The organism is Ramlibacter algicola (assembly GCF_016641735.1).
Taxonomy (GTDB): Bacteria; Pseudomonadota; Gammaproteobacteria; order Burkholderiales; family Burkholderiaceae_C; genus Ramlibacter; species Ramlibacter algicola.
In genome coordinates, this window is record NZ_JAEDAO010000001.1 from 985,552 (window position 1) to 1,003,637 (window position 18,086).

Consider the following 18,086-nt stretch of genomic DNA (forward strand, 5'->3'; position numbering starts at 1 on the left):
GCGGTGGATCCCCGCCTTCGCGGGGATGACGATTACTTGGCCAGCCAGGCCTCCGCCAGCCGCACCCAATACGTCGCCCCCAACGGAATCAATTCATCGTTGAAGTCGTAGCTCGGGTTGTGCAGCGTGCAGGGGCCGCCACCGTGGCCGATCTGGCGGTGGTCGCCGGTGCCGTTGGCGATGAAGCAGTACGCGCCCGGCTTGGCCTGCAGCATGTACGCGAAGTCCTCGGCGCCCATGGTGGGCTCCTGCACGTCGACGTTCTGCTCGCCGACGATGGAGGCCATCACCTGGCGCGCGAACTCGGCTTCCTTCTGCGAATTGACGGTCGGCGGGTAGTTGCGCACGAACTCGAACTCGCACACCGCCTCGTGCGCGGCGCAGATGTTCTCGGCCACCTGCTTCATGCGGCGCTCGATCAGGTCCAGCACTTCCAGCGTGAAGGTGCGCACCGTGCCCTGCAGCTCGCAGCTGTCGGGCACGACGTTGGTGGCTTCGCCCGCATGGATCATCGTCACCGAGATCACGCCGGCGTCGATCGGCTTCTTGTTGCGGCTGATGATGGTCTGGAAGGCCTGCACCATCTGGCACGCGACCGGCACCGGGTCGATGCCCATGTGCGGCAGCGCGGCATGGCTGCCCTTGCCGCGGATGGTGATCCTGAATTCGTTCGACGATGCCATCACCGGCCCCGGGCTGACGGCGAAGCGGCCGGCCTGCGGGCCCGGCCAGTTGTGCATGCCGAACACCGCTTCCATCGGGAACTTGTCGAACAGGCCGTCGCGGATCATCTCGCGCGCGCCGCCGCCGCCTTCTTCCGCCGGCTGGAAGATCACGTAGACGGTGCCGTCGAAGGTGCGTTGCTTTGCGAAGTGCTGCGCGGCCGCCAGCAGCATCGCGACGTGCCCGTCGTGGCCGCACGCGTGCATGCGGCCGGGGTGCTTGCTCGCATGCTCGAAGGTGTTGAACTCCTGCATCGGCAGCGCGTCCATGTCGGCGCGCAGGCCGATGGCGCGGTCGCTGGTTCCGTTCCTGATGATGCCGACGACGCCGGTCTTGCCCATGCCGCGGTGCACGGGGATGCCCCATTCGGTGAGCTTGGCGGCCACGAGGTCGGCGGTGCGCACCTCTTCGAAGCACAGTTCCGGATGCGCGTGGATGTCGCGGCGCAGGGCGGTGATGGAGGCAGCCTGGGTGACGATGGAATCAAGGACGTTCATGGGAATTGCCGGGGAAGGATCGGGCCAGTCTAGCCGGGCGGCGCGCGGTGCGCCTCGGGGGTTCTCCGCGAGAATCGTGCCATGACGCAGGAATCCACGGCCTTGTCGCCGCGCGCGCTGGAGCTGGCGCAAACCTTGGTTCGCATGAACACGGTCAGCGCCAACAGCAACCTCGAGCTCATCCACTTCGCGCGCGACCACCTGGCGCGGCTGGGCGTCACCTCCCGGTTGACCTTCAATGCCGACAGGACCAAGGCCAACCTGTTCGCCACCCTGGGCGAAGGCAAGCCGGCCGGCGTGATCGTCTCGGGCCACACTGACACCGTGCCGTGGGACGGGCAGGACTGGACCACCGATCCGCTGGGCGCCGAGGTGAAGGACGGCCGCCTGCACGGCCGCGGCTCGGCCGACATGAAGAGCTTCATCGCGATCGCGTTGGCACAGGCCGACAGCTTCCTGGCCAGCGACGCGCCGTTCGCGATCCACCTCGCGTTCAGCTACGACGAGGAGGTCGGCTGCTTCGGCGTGCGCGAGCTCATCGCCGACATGCGCGACGCGGGCATCCGCCCGCTGGCGTGCGTCATCGGCGAGCCCACCAGCATGGTGCCCGCCATCGCGCACAAGGGCGTGTACCGCTACAAGTGCTGCGTGCGCGGCAAGGAGGCGCATTCGTCGCTGACGCCGCAGTCGGTGAATGCGATCGAGATGGCCGCGCGCGTGGTCGGCCACGTGCGCGACATGGCGGACCGCTTCCAGCGCGAGGAGCCGCGCTACGAAGGTTTCGACGTGCCGTACTCCACGGCGAGCGTCGGCCAGTTTCACGGCGGCATCGCCGACAACGTCGTGCCGCGCGACGCCGAGTTCCGCTACGAATTCCGCGACCTGCCCACGGCCGACGCGCGCGCGATGCAGGCGCAGGTGGTCGACTACGCGCGCTCGCTCGAGCCCGCGATGAAGCAGGTCGCGCCGGACACGGGCTTCTCGTTCGAGACCATCTGCGAGATCCCGAGCTTCCTCGGATCCGCCGGCGACGCCGTCACGCAGCTCGCCCAGCGCCTGGCCGGCGAGCGCCGCACCACGCTGGTCGCGTTCGGGACCGAAGCCGGCCTGTTCAAGAACGCCGGCATCCCGACCGTGGTCTGCGGCCCCGGCAGCATCGTGCAGGCGCACCAGCCCGACGAATACGTCGAGCTGGCGCAACTGGCTCGCTGCGAGGCGTTCCTGCGCGGGTTGGCAAGCGCGCGCGAGATTGGCTGAAGACAGAACTCCCTAACGCAGAGGTCACGGAGCGAGCGCAGAGGTCGCAGAAGGAATCAAAGGATTCCTTCATCGTTCTGTTCTGCGTTCTCTGCGCTTGCTCTGCGTCCTCTGCGTTCGGGTGTCCGCCTTTACGGGCGGGTCGCGGTGTCCGCCGAAGCGCCGCTGGCCTTCGTGTCGGGCAGGTGGCTCTCGACCGACTTGCCGGTCCGGCGCATGGCGTCGGCGGTCTTGTGGCCGGCGTTCTTGGCGGCCTTGCCGGTCTTCTTGGCGACGCGTTTGGTGGCCTGGGCCGGACGCGAGTTCTCGGCGCGCTCGACGATGGCGGGCTTGCTGCCGTTCGTTTCGCTCACGCCGGTCTGCATCGGGCGGTTGCCGGTCTCGGGCGCGGCGGGCTTGTCGGCGGTCTGCGCTTGCGCGGCCCCGACGACGAGGGCGATGGCGGCGGCGATGCCGCCGGCGAGGATGCGGTTCATGTGAGCTCCCTGTGTGTGCAAGTGGATGACGCGCAGTATTCCGTGCGCGCCATCCGCCGTGGGAGCGTGGGAATGGGTCTTGGGCAGTTCCTACACGCAGTTGCGTGCGCTGCCGACCCAGCCGTAGGAGGCGCGGCGGCGCTTACTCGCGCACGCGGCCCTGGGAATCGATGAGGCTCAGTTCCACCATCTTCGACGCCACGCGCGCATCCGCGAAGTGCACGCGGAACCCGCCGAGGTTGACGTCGTCCAGGCTCTCGACGGCCTTGCGCAGCTTGGCGCGGCCGGCGTCGCGCGGCATGCGCCTGGCGGCTTCGACGAACGCCTTCGCGGCCAGGTAGCCCTCGAGCATGTAGACGTTCGGCGCGCCGGCCTTGGCGGCCTGGGCATCGGCCGTGAGCTCGCGCACGACCGCGATCTTGGCGCTGTCGCTCTTGGGGACGACCCGCACGACGACGACGCCGGCACCCGTCGGGCCCAGCTGCTCGGCGAGCAGCTTCTCGCCGGTGTTCGAGAAGCCGTAGATCGGGCCGCGGAAGCCCTTCTCGCGCAGGTCGCGCACCGCGCCGGCGGCGGCGGACGCGTCGTTGATCACCAGCACCGATTCCGGATTGGCCGCCAGCGTCTTGTCGACGGTGCCGGCCACGGCGCCCGAGGCCAGCATCTGCTTGGACACCAGGTTGGCGCCCAGGCCGGTCATGGTGCGCTCGGCCGCGTCGAGCGCGGCCAGCGACTCGCCGTCGCCGCCGTAGAGGATGGCGAGCTTGCGGGCGCCCAGCGTTTCGGCGTGCTTCGTGATCGCGGCGGCTTCTTCCGAATAGCCGGGGCGCAGCGAGTACACGTTGGCGTAGTTGGCGCCGCGGAGCTCGTCGGCGCCCGCCGCCGGCGCGAACAGCAGCACGTCGGTGTCCTTCACCAGCGGGTACGAGGCGGCGACCTGCGGTGAACCGTAGTAGCCGAACAGCGCGAGCACGCCTTGTTGCAGCAGCTTCTTCGTGTTGGCGGCCGCGGTGGCGGCGTTGCCGTGATCGTCCAGCGTGACCAGCTCGACCTGGCGGCCGTTGACGCCGCCGGCCGCGTTGACCTTGTCGAAGTAGAGCTTGGCGCCGGTGTGGAACGGCCCCGCCAGCGCCGAACCGGGGCCGGTGAGCGCAAGCGACTGGCCGAGCACCAGGCTGGACTTGGTCACGCCGTCCTGGGCGTGCGCGACCGCGCTTGCGCCGGCGAGGGCGGCTACCATGGCGGCTTGCAGCCAGCGGCGGCGGAGGGTGTTCATGGGGATGCCTTTCGGGTCTCGTCCGCGGCCCAGACAGCGGCCGCGCTGCCCGACAGCATAGGAACAAAGTTGAGCTTGCCCATCGGCATTCCCCCTAGCGGGACCGTGAACGGCCAGGTTTTGGGCGCCTGTCCGCACGATTGTCCCGACACGTGTTCCCTCGTCACCACGGTCCAGGACGGCGTGGCGGTGAAGGTGCACGGCAATCCCGACCATCCGTCGACCGACGGCGTGCTGTGCGCGAAGGTGTCCCGTTACACCGAGCGCACCTACCACGCCGACCGCCTGCTGCATCCGCTCAAGCGCGTCGGCCCGAAGGGATCGGGCCGCTTCGAGCGCGTCACCTGGGACCAGGCGCTCGACGACATCGCAGCCCGGCTGAAGGCGATCGGCGAGCGCGATCCGCAGGCCATCCTGCCCTACAGCTACTGCGGCACGATGGGACTGGTGCAGGGCGAAGGCATGGCCGGCCGCTTCTTCCACAAGCTGGGCGCGTCGCTGCTCGATCGCACCATCTGCGCCAGCGCAGGCGCCGCGGGGCTGACCCACACGCTGGGCGGCAAGGTCGGCATGAAGGTGGAGTTCTTCACCGAAGCGAAGCTGATCGTGCTGTGGGGCAGCAACTCGATCACCAGCACGGTGCATTTCTGGCGCCTGGCGCAGGAAGCCAAGCGGCAGGGCGCGCGGCTGGTGTGCATCGACCCGCGCCGCACCGAAACGGCGCAGAAGTGCCACGACCACCTGCAGCTCCTGCCGGGCACCGACGCGGCGCTGGCGCTCGCGGTGATGCACGAACTGGTCGTCAACGACTGGCTGGACCACGACTACCTCGCGCAGCACACGCTTGGCTGGGACGCGCTGCGTGAACGCGCGCTGCGCTGGTCGCCCGAGCGGGCGGCCGCCGTGTGTGGCATTCCCGCGCAGCAGATCCGCGACTTCGCGCGCCTGTACGGCACCACCAGGCCCGCGGCGATCCGCCTGAACTACGGCATGCAGCGCGTGCGCGGCGGCGGCAACGCGGCGCGCGCCATCGCGTGCCTGCCCGCGCTGACGGGCGCATGGCGGCATCGCGCCGGCGGCGTGCTGCTGTCGTCGTCCGGCTGGTTCCCGGTCGACGGCGCGGCGCTGCGTCGGCCCGACCTGCTCGCGGGCCGCAGGCCGCGCACGCTGAACATGGTGCAGGTCGGCGACGACCTGCTGCGGCCGTCGTCGCCGTCCTTCGGCCCGCAGGTCGAAGCGATGGTCGTCTACAACTGCAACCCGGTGGCCGTGGCGCCGGACTCGGGCAAGGTGGTGCGCGGCTTCTCGCGCGAGGACCTGTTCACCGTCGTCCTCGAGCAGTTCCGGACCGACACCGCCGACTACGCCGACTACATCCTGCCCGCGACGACGCAGCTGGAACACTGGGACGTCCACACCACGTACGGCCATACCGACGTGATGCTGAACCGCCCGGCGATCGCGCCCGTGGGCGAATGCAAGCCGAACTCGGAGATCTTCCGCGAGCTCGCGCGCCGCATGGGCTTCGACGACCCGTGCTTCGCCGACAGCGACGAGCACATGTGCCGCCAGGCCTTCGGGGACCGTGTCGACTTCGAGGAACTGCTGGCCAAGGGCTTCGCGCCGCTGCATATTCCCGACGCGCCGTTCGCGCACGGGCGCTTCCCGACCGCATCCGGCAAGTGCGAGTTCTTCAGCGCGGAACTCGCGCGCCAGGGCTTCGATGGGCTGCCCGACCACGTGCCCAACCACGAACCGGCGGGATCGTCGGCCGCGTACCCGCTGGCGATGATCTCGCCGCCCGCGCGCAACTTCCTCAATTCGACCTTCGTCAACCTGCAGAGCCTGCGCGACATCGAGCGCGAGCCGTTCCTGGAGATCCACCCGGTCGACGCCCAGTCGCGCGGCCTCGCGACGGGCAGCGTCGTGCGCGTCTTCAACGATCGCGGCGAATACCACTGCAAGGCCGAAGTCACCGAGCGCGCGCGCCCCGGCGTCGTCAACGGGCTGGGCATCTGGTGGCGCAAGGACGGCCTGCGGCAGACCAACGTCAACGAGCTCACCAGCCAGAAGCTGACCGACATGGGCAACGGGCCGGTGTTCTACGACTGCCTGGTGGAAGTGCAGGCCGCGTGAGCAAGCGCTGGGTGGTCGGGTCCTCGCTCGCCGGCACGATGGTGCTGGCGACCTTCGCGCTCGCGCTCACGGGCTGCAGCAACATCGGCTACTACCTGCAGTCGGCAGGCGGCCACCTGCGCGTGATGAACGCCGCGCGGCCGGTGCGCGAAGTGATCGCCGACGACACCTCGCCAGAGCGGCTGCGCAAGCAACTGGAGCTGAGCCAGCGGATCCGCGAGTTCGCGTCGCATGACCTCCAGCTGCCCGACAACCCCAGCTATCGCCGCTATGCCGACCTGCACCGCAGCGCGGTGATCTGGAACGTCGTCGCCGCGCCGCCCGATTCGCTCAAGCTCAAGACCTGGTGTTTCCCTATCACCGGCTGCATCACCTACCGCGGCTACTTCGACGAGAAGGAGGCGCGCGCCGAAGCGGCCCGGCTGGCGGCGGAAGGCATGGAGTCGGCGGCGTACCCCGTGCCCGCGTATTCCACGCTGGGCTGGATGAACTGGGCCGGCGGTGACCCGCTGCTCAACACCTTCATCTACTACCCCGAGGGCGAGCTCGCGCGGCTGGTGTTCCACGAGCTGGCGCACCAGGTCGTGTACGCCAAGGACGACTCGATGTTCAACGAGTCGTTCGCCACCGCCGTCGAACGCCTGGGCGTGCGGCGTTGGCTGGACACGCAGGCCAGCGAGAAGGCCCGCGCCGATTACGTCGTCTACAACGGCCGGCGGCTGCAGTTCCGCGCGTTGACGCAGGCCACGCGCCGCGACCTGCAATCCCTGTACGAGACGCATCCGGACCCGGTCGCCCGCGAGAAGCGCAAGCAGGAGATCCTGGCGAACTTCCGCGCCGGCTACCGCCAGTTGCGCGACGGCTGGAACCTCGACCCGAACCGCCTGCGCCTCACCGACCAGTGGGTGGCGGAGGCCAACAACGCGTCGTTCGGCGCGCAGGCGACGTACGACGAACTGGTGCCCGGCTTCGAGGCGCTGTTCGCCTCGGTCGGTGGCGACTGGACCCGCTTCTATGATGAAGCGCGGCGGCTGGCGAAGCTGCCCAAGGCCGAACGCCATCTGTTCCTGAAGGACAAGGAGAACGCCCATGCCTGACATCCACATCGAACGCGCGCACAAGCTGGGCCTGGCCAAGGCGCGGGAACTCGCGTTCAAGTGGGCGGAGACGGCGGAGGCGAAGCTCGACATGGACTGCACCTACGAGGAGGGCAAGTCGTCCGACCTCGTGACCTTCACCCGCTCGGGCGTCAACGGCGAGCTGAAGGTGACCGGCAGCAAGTTCGAGCTGGAAGCGCGCCTGGGCTTCCTGCTGGGCGCGTTCAAGGACCGCATCGAGGCCGAGATCACGAAGAACCTCGACGAACTGCTGGCGCAGGACGATCCGCACGCGGCGTTCGACAAGGCCGTGGCCAAGGCGTCGGGCAAGGGCGCCAAGCCCAAGGCGCGCAAGGCCTGAGATGGCGACCCCGGGCCCGCTCGCCGGCCTCAAGGTGCTGGAACTCGGCCAGCTGATCGCCGGCCCGTTCGCGGCCAAGACGCTAGCCGACTTCGGCGCCGACGTGATCAAGGTGGAGCCGCCCGGCACGGGCGACCCGCTGCGCAAGTGGCGCCTGCTCAAGGACGGCACCTCCGTGTGGTGGCAGGTGCAGTCGCGCAACAAGCGCTCGCTGACGCTGGACCTGAAGGACCCGCAGGCGCAGGACGTGGTGCGGCGCCTCGCGCAGGAAGCCGACGTGCTGGTGGAGAACTTCCGTCCCGGCGCGCTGGAAGGCTGGGGGCTCGCGCCCGAGTCGTTGCTCGAAAGCAATCCGCGGCTCGTCGTGCTGCGCATCAGCGGCTACGGCCAGACCGGGCCGTACCGCGATCGCCCGGGCTTCGGCGTCGTCGCCGAAGCGATGGGTGGCCTGAGGCACCTCACGGCCGAACCGGGCCGCGTGCCGGTGCGCGTGGGTGTGTCGATCGGGGACACGCTCGCCGCGCTGCACGGTGTCATCGGGATCCTGATGGCCTTGCACGAGCGGCAGAAGAGCGGGCGCGGGCAGGTGATCGACGTCGCGCTGTACGAGGCCGTCTTCAACTGCATGGAAAGCCTGCTGCCCGAATACAGCGCGTTCGGGGTCGTGCGCCAACCCGCAGGCAGTGCGTTGCCCGGCATCGCGCCGACCAATGCGTACAAGTGCGCGGATGCCGGCTACGTGCTGGTGGCGGGCAATGGCGACAGCATCTTCCGGCGCCTGATGGCGGCGATCGGCCGCCCCGACCTCGGCGCCGATCCCGGCCTGCAGGACAACACCGGCCGCGTCGCCCGCGTCGAGGAACTCGACGCCGCCATCGGCGCCTGGACGGCGCAGCGCTCCGTCGACGACGCGCTCGCCGCGCTCGATGCCGCGCACGTGCCCGCGGGAAAGATCTACACGGTCGCCGACATCGCCGCCGACCCGCACTACCGCGCGCGCGGCATGCTGGAAGCAGTGACGCTCCCCGACGGCACTCACGTCGCGGTGCCCGGCGTCGTGCCCAAGCTGTCCCGCACGCCTGGTTCGCACAGGCGGAACGCGCCGGACCTGGGGCAGGACACGGAGGCGGTGCTGCGGGAAGTCGGGCTCACCGAGGAACAGATCGCCGCGCTGAAGGCGCGCGGGGTCGTCTAGCTTCGTCGTCCCCGCGGGACTAGGCTCTGCCCCCGCGAAGGCGGGGGCGGGGACCCATCGCTTCCATCAGCGCTGCCAGAAGCGGAAGCGATGGATTCCCGCCTTCGCGGGAATGACGGGAACGCGTCAGGACAACGACTGGATCAGGTCGACGTACTGCTGCTTGGCATCGTCCTGCGACGTGCCCTTGCAGGCGTTCCAGGCGTCCCACTTGGCGCGGCCGACCATGTCGCCGAAGCCGGGCTTCTTCTCCGTGTTGTCGCCCACCGTCGCCTGCTTGTACAGGCCGTAGATCTTCAGCAGCGTCGTGTTGTCGGGACGCTCGGCGAGCTTCTTGGAGTTGGCGACGGCGGCGTCGAAGTCGTCTTGCAGCGGCATGGCGGGTCCTCTCGGGAAAGTTCGCGGTATCTTAAGCGCCGCCCCCTGCCCACAATAGGGTCCGCCCCCAGACGACGAGGACAGCCATGGTCACCCGCATCGCCCGCCAGGCCGCCGCCGAAGCGGCGCCGCGCATGCGCCGTGCGGCGCGCCAGGCCACGCGTGCGGCGGGCTCGATGCTGGGGCTCGCGGGCGAGCGCATGACCAAGGTCGACACGGCCTGGCTGCGTATGGACTCCGACCACAACCTGATGATGATCATGGGCGTGTGGACGCTCGAGCCCCGCGTCGACTACGACCAGCTGTGCGCGCGCGTGCAGGAGCGCCTCGTGCAGTACGCGCGCTTCCGGCAGAAGGTGGTCGAGGACGCGGCGGGCGCGACGTGGGTCGAGGACCGCGCGTTCGACATCCACCGGCACGTCGTGCGCGAGAAGCTGCCGCGCACGCGCAAGGGCGGCAGCGGGCAGGCCGCACTGCAAGCGCGCGTCGGTGAACTTGCGATGCAGCCCCTCGATCGCGGGCACCCGCTGTGGCAGTTTCACCTGGTCGAGGACCATGACGGCGGCAGCGCCCTCATCGCGCGCATCCACCACTGCATCGCAGACGGCATCGCGCTGATCTCGGTCATGCTGTCGATGGTCGACGGCGGCACGGCGGCGCCGCCTGCGCGGCAAGAGCGTCGCGAGGAACGTGACGACGACTGGATCGGCCACACGCTCGTCAAGCCGATCACCGAAGTGGCCGTCAAGGCGCTCGATGCCGCGGGCGACGGCGCCGCCGCATCGCTGAAGTTGCTGATGGAGCCGCACAAGGGCGTCGACGGCACGCTGGAGGCCGCCAGGCTCGCCTACCAGGTGCTCAGCGACGCCGCCGCGCTGCTGCTGATGCCCGACGACGCGACGACGCGGCTGAAGGGCCAGCCGGCGGGCAAGAAGCACGTCGCGTGGTGCGAGCCACTGCCGCTCGATCACGTGCGGGCGGTGAGCAAGGCGCTCAACTGCTCGATCAACGACGTGCTGTTGTCGTGCGTGGCCGGCGCCATCGGCCAGTACCTGCGGCGCCATGGCGACGACACGACGGGCATGGACATCCGGGCGATGGTGCCGGTCAACCTGCGCCCGCTGGACCAGGCGCACAAGCTGGGCAACCGCTTCGGCCTGGTGCCGCTGGTGCTGCCGGTGGGTGTCGAGAACCCGATCGAGCGCGTCTACGAAGTGCGCCGCCGCATGGACCAGCTGAAAGGCAGCACGCAGCCGATGCTCGCCTTCCTGGTGCTCACGCTGTCGGGGCTGGTGATCAAGCCGGTGCAGGACGCGATCCTGGACCTGTTCGGCAAGAAGACCACCGCCGTGATGACCAATGTGCCGGGGCCGCGCGAGAAGCTGAAGATCCTGGGCTCGACGCTGCAGGACGTGATGTTCTGGGTGCCGCAGTCCGGCAACATCGGCCTGGGCGTGTCCATCCTCAGCTACGGCGGGCGTGTGCAGTTCGGCCTCATTGCCGACGCCGCCCTGTGCCCTCGGCCGCAGGAGATCATCGACGGGTTCACGCCGGAGTTCGATCGCCTGGCGCTGGTGACGCTGATGCTGCCCTGGGGCGAGTAGGTTCGTCGTCCCCGCGCAGGCGGGCACCCATCGCTTCCACGAAGGGCTTCAAGGCGGGAGCGATTCCCGCCTTCGCGGGAATGACGGGACCGCTCCCCAGGGAGGGCGGAGCTACTGCGCCGCCTGCTCTTCCTTCAACTCCAGCCGCCCGTGCTCCTGCAGGTACAGCTCGCCCAGCGATTGCTGCTGGTCCTTGTCCAGCACCTTCTTCGCCTGCGGGAAGAACTTCTGCTCCTCCTCGTCCAGGTGGTGGTGCACCTTGTGCACCAGCTTGCCCAGCGCCTCCAGCCATTCGGCCGAGCCCTCGCCGGCCTTCTCGAGGTCCTCGACCATCTCGTCCATCTCGTGGTGTTCCGAGATGCCGTGGCGGGCGGCGTCGACGGTGTCGTCGTGCTCGATGAGGGGCACGTAGAACGCGCGCTCCTCGGCGGTCTCGTGGGCCGCCATCTCGATCTTGAGTTCGTCCAGGGCGCGCTTGCGTTCGGTGGGTTCGCCGACGCCGTCGAGCAGGCGTTGGCAGATCGCGCGTTGGCGCTCGTGGCTCTGCAGCAGGGCTTGGAAGATGTCCATGGCGGCGAGTCTGCGGGGCCGCTCGTCCGCGAGGTGTAGGCGCCAGCCGCGCCTTCCGCCCGGCTAATCCGCCAGTTCGGCCTGCGCGAGCGTGACGTTCAGGCGCTCCGCCGCATCCATCGGCGCGATCGACGTCGCGCGTTCGTACAGCGCGGTGGCATCGGCCATGCGCGAGGCGCCTTCGAGCATGACGAGCCCGTTGGCGTATTCCACCAGGCCGATGATCGAGTTCGGGTTCAGGCGCAGGCCTTCCTCGAACAGCTTCAGGCCGGTGTCCTTCTTCGCGCCGTAGGTCATGCCGCCGATCAGCGAGCCGACCTTGTCGATCACTTCCGCATGGAACGTCGCCAGCGCGATGTGCGCGTCGGCGTGCCGCGGCTGCAGCTGGATGGCGCGTTCCAGCGATTCCTTGACCTTGCCGCCCAGGCCCTGCGCCAGCGCCTTGGCGACGCTGATGCCCTGGCTGTAGCGGCCCAGCGCGTAGCCGTGCAGGGCCCACGCATTCGCGCATGACGGCTCGCGGCGCGCATACGCCTCGGCCCGGTGCGAGGCGTCGAGGAACAGCTCGAGCCGCGCCTTCTCCTTGTTCTCGAGGTAGCTGGCGTGGATGCAGGTGGCCTTGATGGCGGCCAGTTCGCCGGGACCGCCGGCGCGCGCGCCGGCTTCGGCGGCCTGCTGGAATTCCCCGCGGTGGAACAGGCGCCAGGCCTCCAGCACCGCCGCGCTTTGCGGCAGCGGCTCGGCATCGCCCGCGTGCAGCCGCGTCCATCGACGCTGCACCTCGTCGGTGTCGAGATCGAACTCGCCGGCGTGCGGGAACGAAGCCCAGCGGGCCACGCTTGTCTCCTTTGTCGTGCTACTGCGGTGCCGGGTCGCCGTAGGCCCCTGCGAGGCGCAGGAGGTGCTGGCGCTGGCCCGCTTCGAGATAGGGTACCAGCAGATGCAGGACGTGGTGCGCGCCACGCAGCAAGGCCGCTTGCGCGCTCCCCGGCTCCAGCGCGCGGCGCGGGTCGCGCACGTACTCGTAGCTGAGCCAGTAGGTGAGCACCACCACCATGCTGGTGGCCGTCGGCTCCGCCTCGCGCGAATCGATCTTCACCGCGCCCGACCGGCTCATCCCGTCGAGGACCGCGCGCACCGCTCGCGTCTTGTTCCTGAGCACCCACTGGAAGTGCGTCTCCAGCCGCCGGTTGCGCGACAGCAGGTCGTTGAGGTCGCGGTACAGGAAGCGGTACTGCCAGATCAGCTCGAACAGCGTGTGCAGGAAGAACCAGGCGTCCTCGACATTGCGCACGTCGTCGGCCGCGTTGAGCAATTGCGTGAGCGCCTGCTCGTAGCGGTCGAACAGCGTGTTGACCAGTTCGTCCTTGGCCGGGTAGTGGTAGTAGAGGTTGCCGGGGCTGATGTTCAGCTCGGCGGAGATCAGCGTCGTCGAGACGTTCGGCTCGCCGAAGCGGTTGAACAGGTCGAGCGTGACCTCCAGGATGCGCTCGGCGGTGCGCCTGGGGGGCTTGCGCGCCATGTCAGGCCGCCTCGGACCGGACCTGCCGGCCCAGGTCGTCCAGCGTGGCGCGCAACGTCGAGATCGATTGCTGCAGCCGCCGCGGCGCGCGCGTCGGCGTGACCAGCACGCGGCGCTCGCGCAGCACGTCCTCGCGCAGCGTGAGGCCGTGGCGCGCGAACCTGGTGGCGAGCGCGCCGTGCTGCGACAGCAGGACGGACCGCGTGTGCTGGTACGCGTGCTCGGCGAGCTCGCGCCGCTGGCGGTAGCTGAAGGTGTTCGCCATGTACCACCGCGCATCGCGCGGGTCGGGCTCGATCAACACCATGTCGGTGTCCGGGTAGGCGCGCTGGTACTGCTTCATGCCCAGCTCGAGCCGCGAGCGGATCATGGTGCGCAACGCCTGGCCCAGGACCGCCGGCAGCCCGCCGTCGACCAGCCGCGGGATCGCGCCGCCCGCGCCCGTGGCATCGAACGACACCAGCGGGTTGATGCACAACATCAGGTCGACGCCGCGCGCCAGCGCCACCGACGCGTGCATCGTCTTGCTCAGCGCGCCGTCGACGAAATGCTTGTCGCCGATGCGCACCGGCGGGAACAGGCCGGGCAACGCCGCGCTGGCCTGCACGGCGCGCGAAATCGGCACGTCGTCCCAGCCGGATTCGCCGAACGGCGCGGCGTCGCCCGTGTCCAGGTCGGTCGCGACGAGCGTGAGCCGCGTGCGCAGTTCGCGAAAATCGTTGGTGCGGCCTGGCTGCGTGAACACGCGCGCCAGGCGCCGGTCGATCTCCTCGCTCGAGAACAGGCCGGTGGGCAGCAGCGGGCCGAGCTGCTCCAGCACGTGCGTGATCGGCTTGCGGCGGACGAAGGTGCGCCACACGGCGGCGGTGGCCACCGCGGGAATCTTCAGCGAGCGGCGCAGGAACTCGCCGAACGCCGGCACCATCAGCCATGCGGGGTCGAACACCTCGCTGTCACCGCGGTTCTCGATGAACGACGCGCACAGCTCGCGCGGCGGCATGCCGTTGGCCAGCGCCGCGGCGAGGAAGCCGCCCGCGGAGATGCCGACGTAGTGGTCCAGCTTCTCGAGGGCGATGCCGTCCAGCGCCTCCTCCAGCGCGCACAGCGCGCCGATCTCGAAGATCGCGCCGAGGGGACCGCCGCCCGCCAGCGCCAGCGCGATGCGTGGCGTGCTCGTCTTGCTCATGAGCTTGCAGTGTAGGGCGGGGATCCGGTCACTGTCATTCCGGCGGGAGCCGGCATCCATGCGGGGCTCGCGTCCCTTCGTGTGGATTGCGGGTCAAGCCCGCAATGACGACCGATCACGCGGCGGACTTGCGGGCGGTGCTGCGCTTCTTGGCCGGGGCCTTCTTGCCCGCGGTGGGGCGCGGGGTCTTCGCGGCGGTGCGGCCGCCCTTCGCGTTCAGCTTGGCGACTTCGCGATGGAGGTCGTCGATGCGCGCGATCAGCGCGTCGACGTCCTGCGCCGACGGCACGCCCAGCTTGTTCAGGGCGCGCGAAACGCGCTCCTCGAAGATGGTCTCCAGCTTGTCCCACTGGCCCGAGGCCTTGGACGACAGGTCGCCGGCCATGCTGGCCATGCGCGTGGTCGCCTCCGACAGCTTCTCTTCCGCCGCCGATTGCGTGCGCCGCTGCAGCGACATGCCTTCGCGCACCAGCGCCTCGAACACCTTGCCGCCTTCGGCCTGCGCCTTGCCGAACGCCCCCAGCCCCGCGAGCCAGATCTGGCTGGCCGATTCCTTGACGGTCTCGGCGAACTGCGCGTTGCCGGCGCCCTTCTTCGTCGTGTCGTCCGCGCCCGTCGCGGCGCCACGTTGCATCTTCTTGACCATGGGTGCACTCCTGAAGGCGGCCGGCGACGCGCCGGGCCGTGGGGGGATCGTAGGGGCGGAAGGGAGCGAGCGGGTAGGGCGGGACCACTAGAACCTCTCCGTCGTGCCCGCGGAGGCGGGGACCCAGCGCTTCCATCTCCTGCATTGGTCGAAGGAGGAAGCGATGGATTCCCGCCTCCGCGGGAATGACGGTCTGGGCGGGGTTTTCTCGCACTTCCCGCCATGCTGCGTTGCGCAAGAATGCCCGCCAGCACGCACACGCGGGAGGGTCCATGCACTACTTCGTCACCGGCGCCACCGGGTTCATCGGCAAGCGCCTCGTTCGCAAGCTGCTCGCACGCGAAGGCGCGGTGGTGCACTTCCTGCTGCGCAAGGAAAGCGAAGGCAAGGTCGCGGAGCTGCGCGAGTCGTGGGGCGAAGGCGCCGACCGCGCGCTGCCGGTGTACGGCGACCTGACGGCCGAAGGCCTGGGGGTGTCGGCCGCGGATGCGAAGGCGCTGAAGGGCAAGATCGACCACCTGTACCACCTCGCCGCCGTGTACGACCTCGCGGCGGACGAGGAGAGCCAGGTCGCGGTGAACGTCGAAGGCACGCGCCACGTCGTGCAGTTCGCGCAGGCCGTGGGCGCCAGGCATTTCCACCACGTGTCGTCGATCGCGGCCGCGGGCCTGTACGAAGGCGTGTTCCGCGAGGACATGTTCGACGAGGCCGAGAACATCGACCACCCGTACTTCATGACCAAGCACGAGAGCGAGAAGATCGTGCGTACGGAGTACCAGGGCGCGTGGACCGTGTACCGCCCCGCGATGGTGGTGGGCGACTCGCAGACGGGCGAGATGGACAAGATCGACGGCCCGTACTACTTCTTCAAATTGATCCAGCGCCTGCGGCAGATCCTGCCGCCGTGGATGCCGTCGGTGGGCCTCGAGGGCGGGCGGGTGAACATCGTGCCGGTCGATTTCGTCGTCGCCGCGCTGGACCACATCAGCCACCTGCCGAAGACCGAAGGCAAGTGCTACCACCTCGTCGACCCGATCGGCTACCGCGTGGGCGACGTGCTGGACATCTTCTCGCGCGCGGCGCACGCGCCGAAGATGAGCCTGTTCGTCAACGCGGCGCTGCTGGGGTTCATCCCGCGCGGCGTGAAGAAGGGCCTGATGGCGCTGGCACCGGTGCGCCGCATCCGCAACGCGGTGATGAAGGACCTGGGCCTGCCCGAGGACATGCTCACCTTCGTCAACTACCCGACGCGCTTCGACTGCCGCGAGACGCTGGCGGCGCTCAAGGGCACGGGCATCGCGTGCCCGAAGCTGGACGACTACGCGTGGCGCCTCTGGGACTACTGGGAGCGCTATCTCGACCCCGACCTGCACATCGACCGCTCGCTCAAGGGCACGGTCGGCGGCAAGGTGGTGCTGGTCACGGGCGGCTCCTCGGGCATCGGCCTGGCCGCGGCGCACAAGTTCGCCGAAGCGGGCGCGACGACCATCATCTGCGGCCGCGACCAGGACAAGCTGGACGAAGCCTGCAGGGAAGCCGAGGGCAAGGGCTACACCTTCGTGGCCTACCCGGTCGACCTGTCCGACATGGACGACGTCGACCGCTTCGTGAAGGTGCTGGTCGACACCCATCGTGGCGTCGACTTCCTGGTCAACAACGCCGGCCGCTCGATCCGCCGGGCGGTCGAGTCGAGCTACGACCGCTTCCACGACTTCGAGCGCACGATGCAGCTCAATTACTTCGGCTGCCTGCGCGTGACCATGGGCCTGCTGCCCGGCATGGTGGCCAAGCGCAGGGGCCACGTCGTCAACATCAGCTCGATCGGCGTGCTGACCAACGCGCCGCGTTTTTCGGCCTACGTGGCCAGCAAGGCGGCGCTGGATGCGTGGACGCGTTGCGCCGCCAGCGAGTTCGCCGACCAGGGCGTGACCTTCACGACCATCAACATGCCGCTGGTGCGCACGCCGATGATCGCGCCCACGCAGATCTACAACAACGTGCCGACGCTGTCGCCGGAGGAAGCCGGCGACATGATCGCGCAGGCCTGCATCCGCAAGCCGGTGCGCATCGCCACCCGCCTGGGCGTCACCGGCGAGGTGCTGCACGCGCTGGCGCCGCGCGTCGCGCAGATCGTGATGAACACCAGCTTCCGCATGTTCCCGGATTCATCGGCCGCCAAAGGGGACAAGGGCGCCAAGCCGCAGCTGTCGGCGGAGGCGATCGCGATGCAGCAGATGATGCGCGGGATCCATTTCTGAGCCGCCTATGATCGCCCGCATGCACAAGCGCAAGGGCATCATCCTCGCCGGTGGCTCCGGCACCCGGCTGCACCCGGCCACGCTGGCCGTGAGCAAGCAGCTCCTGCCCGTGTACGACAAGCCGATGGTGTACTACCCGCTCACCACGCTGATGCTGGCGGGCATCCGCGACGTGCTGGTGATCAGCACGCCGCAGGACACGCCGCGCTTCGAGCAGCTGCTGGGTGACGGCTCGCAGTGGGGCCTGTCCCTGCAGTACGCGGTCCAGGAGCGTCCCGACGGCCTCGCGCAGGCCTTCCTCATCGCCGAGCAGTTCCTCGCCGGCGCACCCAGTGCCCTCGTATTGGGCGACAACATCTTCTACGGCCACCACCTGGGCGAGGTGCTCGCCGCCGCGAACTCGCGCGCCGAGGGGGCGACGGTGTTCGCCTACCACGTGCAGGATGCCCAGCGCTATGGCGTGGTCGCCTTCGACAACAACGGACGGGCGGTGAGCGTCGAGGAGAAGCCCGCGCAGCCGCGCAGCAACTTCGCGGTCACCGGCCTGTACTTCTGCGACGGCGGCGTGGTCGACATCGCGCGCTCCATCCGCCCCAGCGCGCGCGGCGAACTGGAGATCATCGACGTGATCCGTGACTACCTCGTCCGCGACCAGCTCGGGGTGCAGGTCCTGCACCGCGGCTACGCCTGGCTGGACACGGGAACGCACGACAGCCTGCTGGAGGCCGGCCAGTTCATCGCCACGCTCGAACACCGCCAGGGCCTGAAGATCGCCTGCCCCGAGGAGATCGCCTGGCGCAACGGCTTCATCGACGATGCGCAACTCGAACGGTTGGCGCAGCCGCTGGCCAAGAGCGGGTACGGCGCCTACTTGCGCAGCCTGCTGCGCGACCCGCACCGCTGA

Annotated in this window: 17 protein-coding genes; 8 read left to right on the forward strand and 9 right to left on the reverse strand. The window is 69.3% G+C overall.

Annotation, left to right across the window (positions count from 1 at the left end):
- Nucleotides 1-32: 32 nt before the first annotated feature.
- Nucleotides 33-1,220 (reverse strand): M20 aminoacylase family protein, encoded by a 1,188-nt coding sequence (locus I8E28_RS04875; RefSeq protein ID WP_200786856.1) that lies wholly within the window; start codon nt 1,218-1,220, stop codon nt 33-35.
- Nucleotides 1,221-1,301: 81 nt separating this feature from the next.
- Between I8E28_RS04875 and argE the strand changes: the two genes are divergently transcribed.
- On the forward strand, nt 1,302-2,477 hold the full coding sequence (argE, locus tag I8E28_RS04880) for an acetylornithine deacetylase (RefSeq protein WP_200786858.1): 1,176 nt from the start codon (nt 1,302-1,304) through the stop codon (nt 2,475-2,477).
- A gap of 131 nt (nt 2,478-2,608) precedes the next feature.
- Here argE and I8E28_RS04885 read toward each other — a convergent pair whose 3' ends face one another.
- Both I8E28_RS04885 and I8E28_RS04890 read right to left on the reverse strand, forming a co-directional pair.
- Nucleotides 2,609-2,953 (reverse strand): hypothetical protein, encoded by a 345-nt coding sequence (locus I8E28_RS04885; protein WP_200786860.1) that lies wholly within the window; start codon nt 2,951-2,953, stop codon nt 2,609-2,611.
- Nucleotides 2,954-3,095: 142 nt separating this feature from the next.
- Complete coding sequence (locus I8E28_RS04890; RefSeq protein WP_200786862.1) at nt 3,096-4,229, reverse strand: ABC transporter substrate-binding protein; 1,134 nt, start codon at nt 4,227-4,229, stop codon at nt 3,096-3,098.
- A 105-nt stretch (nt 4,230-4,334) separates the two neighbouring features.
- Here I8E28_RS04890 and I8E28_RS04895 point away from each other — a divergent pair, with 105 nt between their 5' ends.
- Genes I8E28_RS04895 through I8E28_RS04910 form a run of 4 tightly spaced genes read left to right on the forward strand, consistent with a single transcriptional unit; the run spans nt 4,335 to nt 9,018 of the window.
- Nucleotides 4,335-6,365 carry a molybdopterin-containing oxidoreductase family protein gene (locus I8E28_RS04895; RefSeq protein ID WP_420850235.1) on the forward strand — a complete coding sequence of 677 codons (2,031 nt, stop codon included), beginning with the start codon at nt 4,335-4,337 and terminating at the stop codon, nt 6,363-6,365.
- Nucleotides 6,362-7,462, forward strand: a complete 1,101-nt coding sequence (locus I8E28_RS04900) for an aminopeptidase (protein ID WP_420850203.1) — start codon at nt 6,362-6,364, stop codon at nt 7,460-7,462. Before I8E28_RS04895 ends, I8E28_RS04900 begins: the two co-directional genes overlap by 4 nt.
- The gene (locus I8E28_RS04905; protein WP_200786864.1) at nt 7,455-7,823 is read left to right on the forward strand and encodes a polyhydroxyalkanoic acid system family protein; all 369 of its coding nucleotides are present in this window, start codon (nt 7,455-7,457) and stop codon (nt 7,821-7,823) included. Before I8E28_RS04900 ends, I8E28_RS04905 begins: the two co-directional genes overlap by 8 nt.
- Nucleotide 7,824: 1 nt before the next feature.
- The gene (locus I8E28_RS04910) at nt 7,825-9,018 is read left to right on the forward strand and encodes a CaiB/BaiF CoA transferase family protein (protein WP_200786867.1); all 1,194 of its coding nucleotides are present in this window, start codon (nt 7,825-7,827) and stop codon (nt 9,016-9,018) included.
- A gap of 126 nt (nt 9,019-9,144) precedes the next feature.
- Here the strand turns inward: I8E28_RS04910 and I8E28_RS04915 are convergent, their stop codons facing one another.
- On the reverse strand, nt 9,145-9,396 hold the full coding sequence (locus I8E28_RS04915) for an acyl-CoA-binding protein (protein WP_200786869.1): 252 nt from the start codon (nt 9,394-9,396) through the stop codon (nt 9,145-9,147).
- An 86-nt stretch (nt 9,397-9,482) separates the two neighbouring features.
- Between I8E28_RS04915 and I8E28_RS04920 the strand changes: the two genes are divergently transcribed.
- A complete protein-coding gene (locus I8E28_RS04920; RefSeq protein WP_420850204.1) occupies nt 9,483-11,000 on the forward strand; it encodes a wax ester/triacylglycerol synthase family O-acyltransferase in 1,518 nt (505 codons plus the stop codon).
- A gap of 111 nt (nt 11,001-11,111) precedes the next feature.
- Here the strand turns inward: I8E28_RS04920 and I8E28_RS04925 are convergent, their stop codons facing one another.
- The 5 genes from I8E28_RS04925 to I8E28_RS04945 form a co-directional block, all read right to left on the reverse strand.
- Complete coding sequence (locus I8E28_RS04925) at nt 11,112-11,570, reverse strand: hemerythrin domain-containing protein (protein WP_200786871.1); 459 nt, start codon at nt 11,568-11,570, stop codon at nt 11,112-11,114.
- 63 nt (nt 11,571-11,633) lie between these two features.
- Nucleotides 11,634-12,407 (reverse strand): tetratricopeptide repeat protein, encoded by a 774-nt coding sequence (locus I8E28_RS04930; RefSeq protein ID WP_200786873.1) that lies wholly within the window; start codon nt 12,405-12,407, stop codon nt 11,634-11,636.
- Nucleotides 12,408-12,426: 19 nt separating this feature from the next.
- Nucleotides 12,427-13,092 (reverse strand): TetR/AcrR family transcriptional regulator, encoded by a 666-nt coding sequence (locus I8E28_RS04935; protein ID WP_200786874.1) that lies wholly within the window; start codon nt 13,090-13,092, stop codon nt 12,427-12,429.
- Between the two features lies 1 nt (nt 13,093).
- Nucleotides 13,094-14,278: a patatin-like phospholipase family protein gene (locus tag I8E28_RS04940; RefSeq protein WP_200786876.1), complete on the reverse strand. Its 1,185-nt coding sequence runs from the start codon at nt 14,276-14,278 to the stop codon at nt 13,094-13,096.
- Nucleotides 14,279-14,393: 115 nt separating this feature from the next.
- The gene (locus I8E28_RS04945) at nt 14,394-14,924 is read right to left on the reverse strand and encodes a phasin family protein (protein ID WP_200786879.1); all 531 of its coding nucleotides are present in this window, start codon (nt 14,922-14,924) and stop codon (nt 14,394-14,396) included.
- 272 nt (nt 14,925-15,196) lie between these two features.
- Between I8E28_RS04945 and I8E28_RS04950 the strand changes: the two genes are divergently transcribed.
- Both I8E28_RS04950 and rfbA read left to right on the forward strand, forming a co-directional pair.
- Complete coding sequence (locus tag I8E28_RS04950) at nt 15,197-17,182, forward strand: SDR family oxidoreductase (protein WP_200786881.1); 1,986 nt, start codon at nt 15,197-15,199, stop codon at nt 17,180-17,182.
- Nucleotides 17,183-17,201: 19 nt separating this feature from the next.
- Nucleotides 17,202-18,086 carry a glucose-1-phosphate thymidylyltransferase RfbA gene (gene rfbA / locus I8E28_RS04955; protein WP_200786883.1) on the forward strand — a complete coding sequence of 295 codons (885 nt, stop codon included), beginning with the start codon at nt 17,202-17,204 and terminating at the stop codon, nt 18,084-18,086.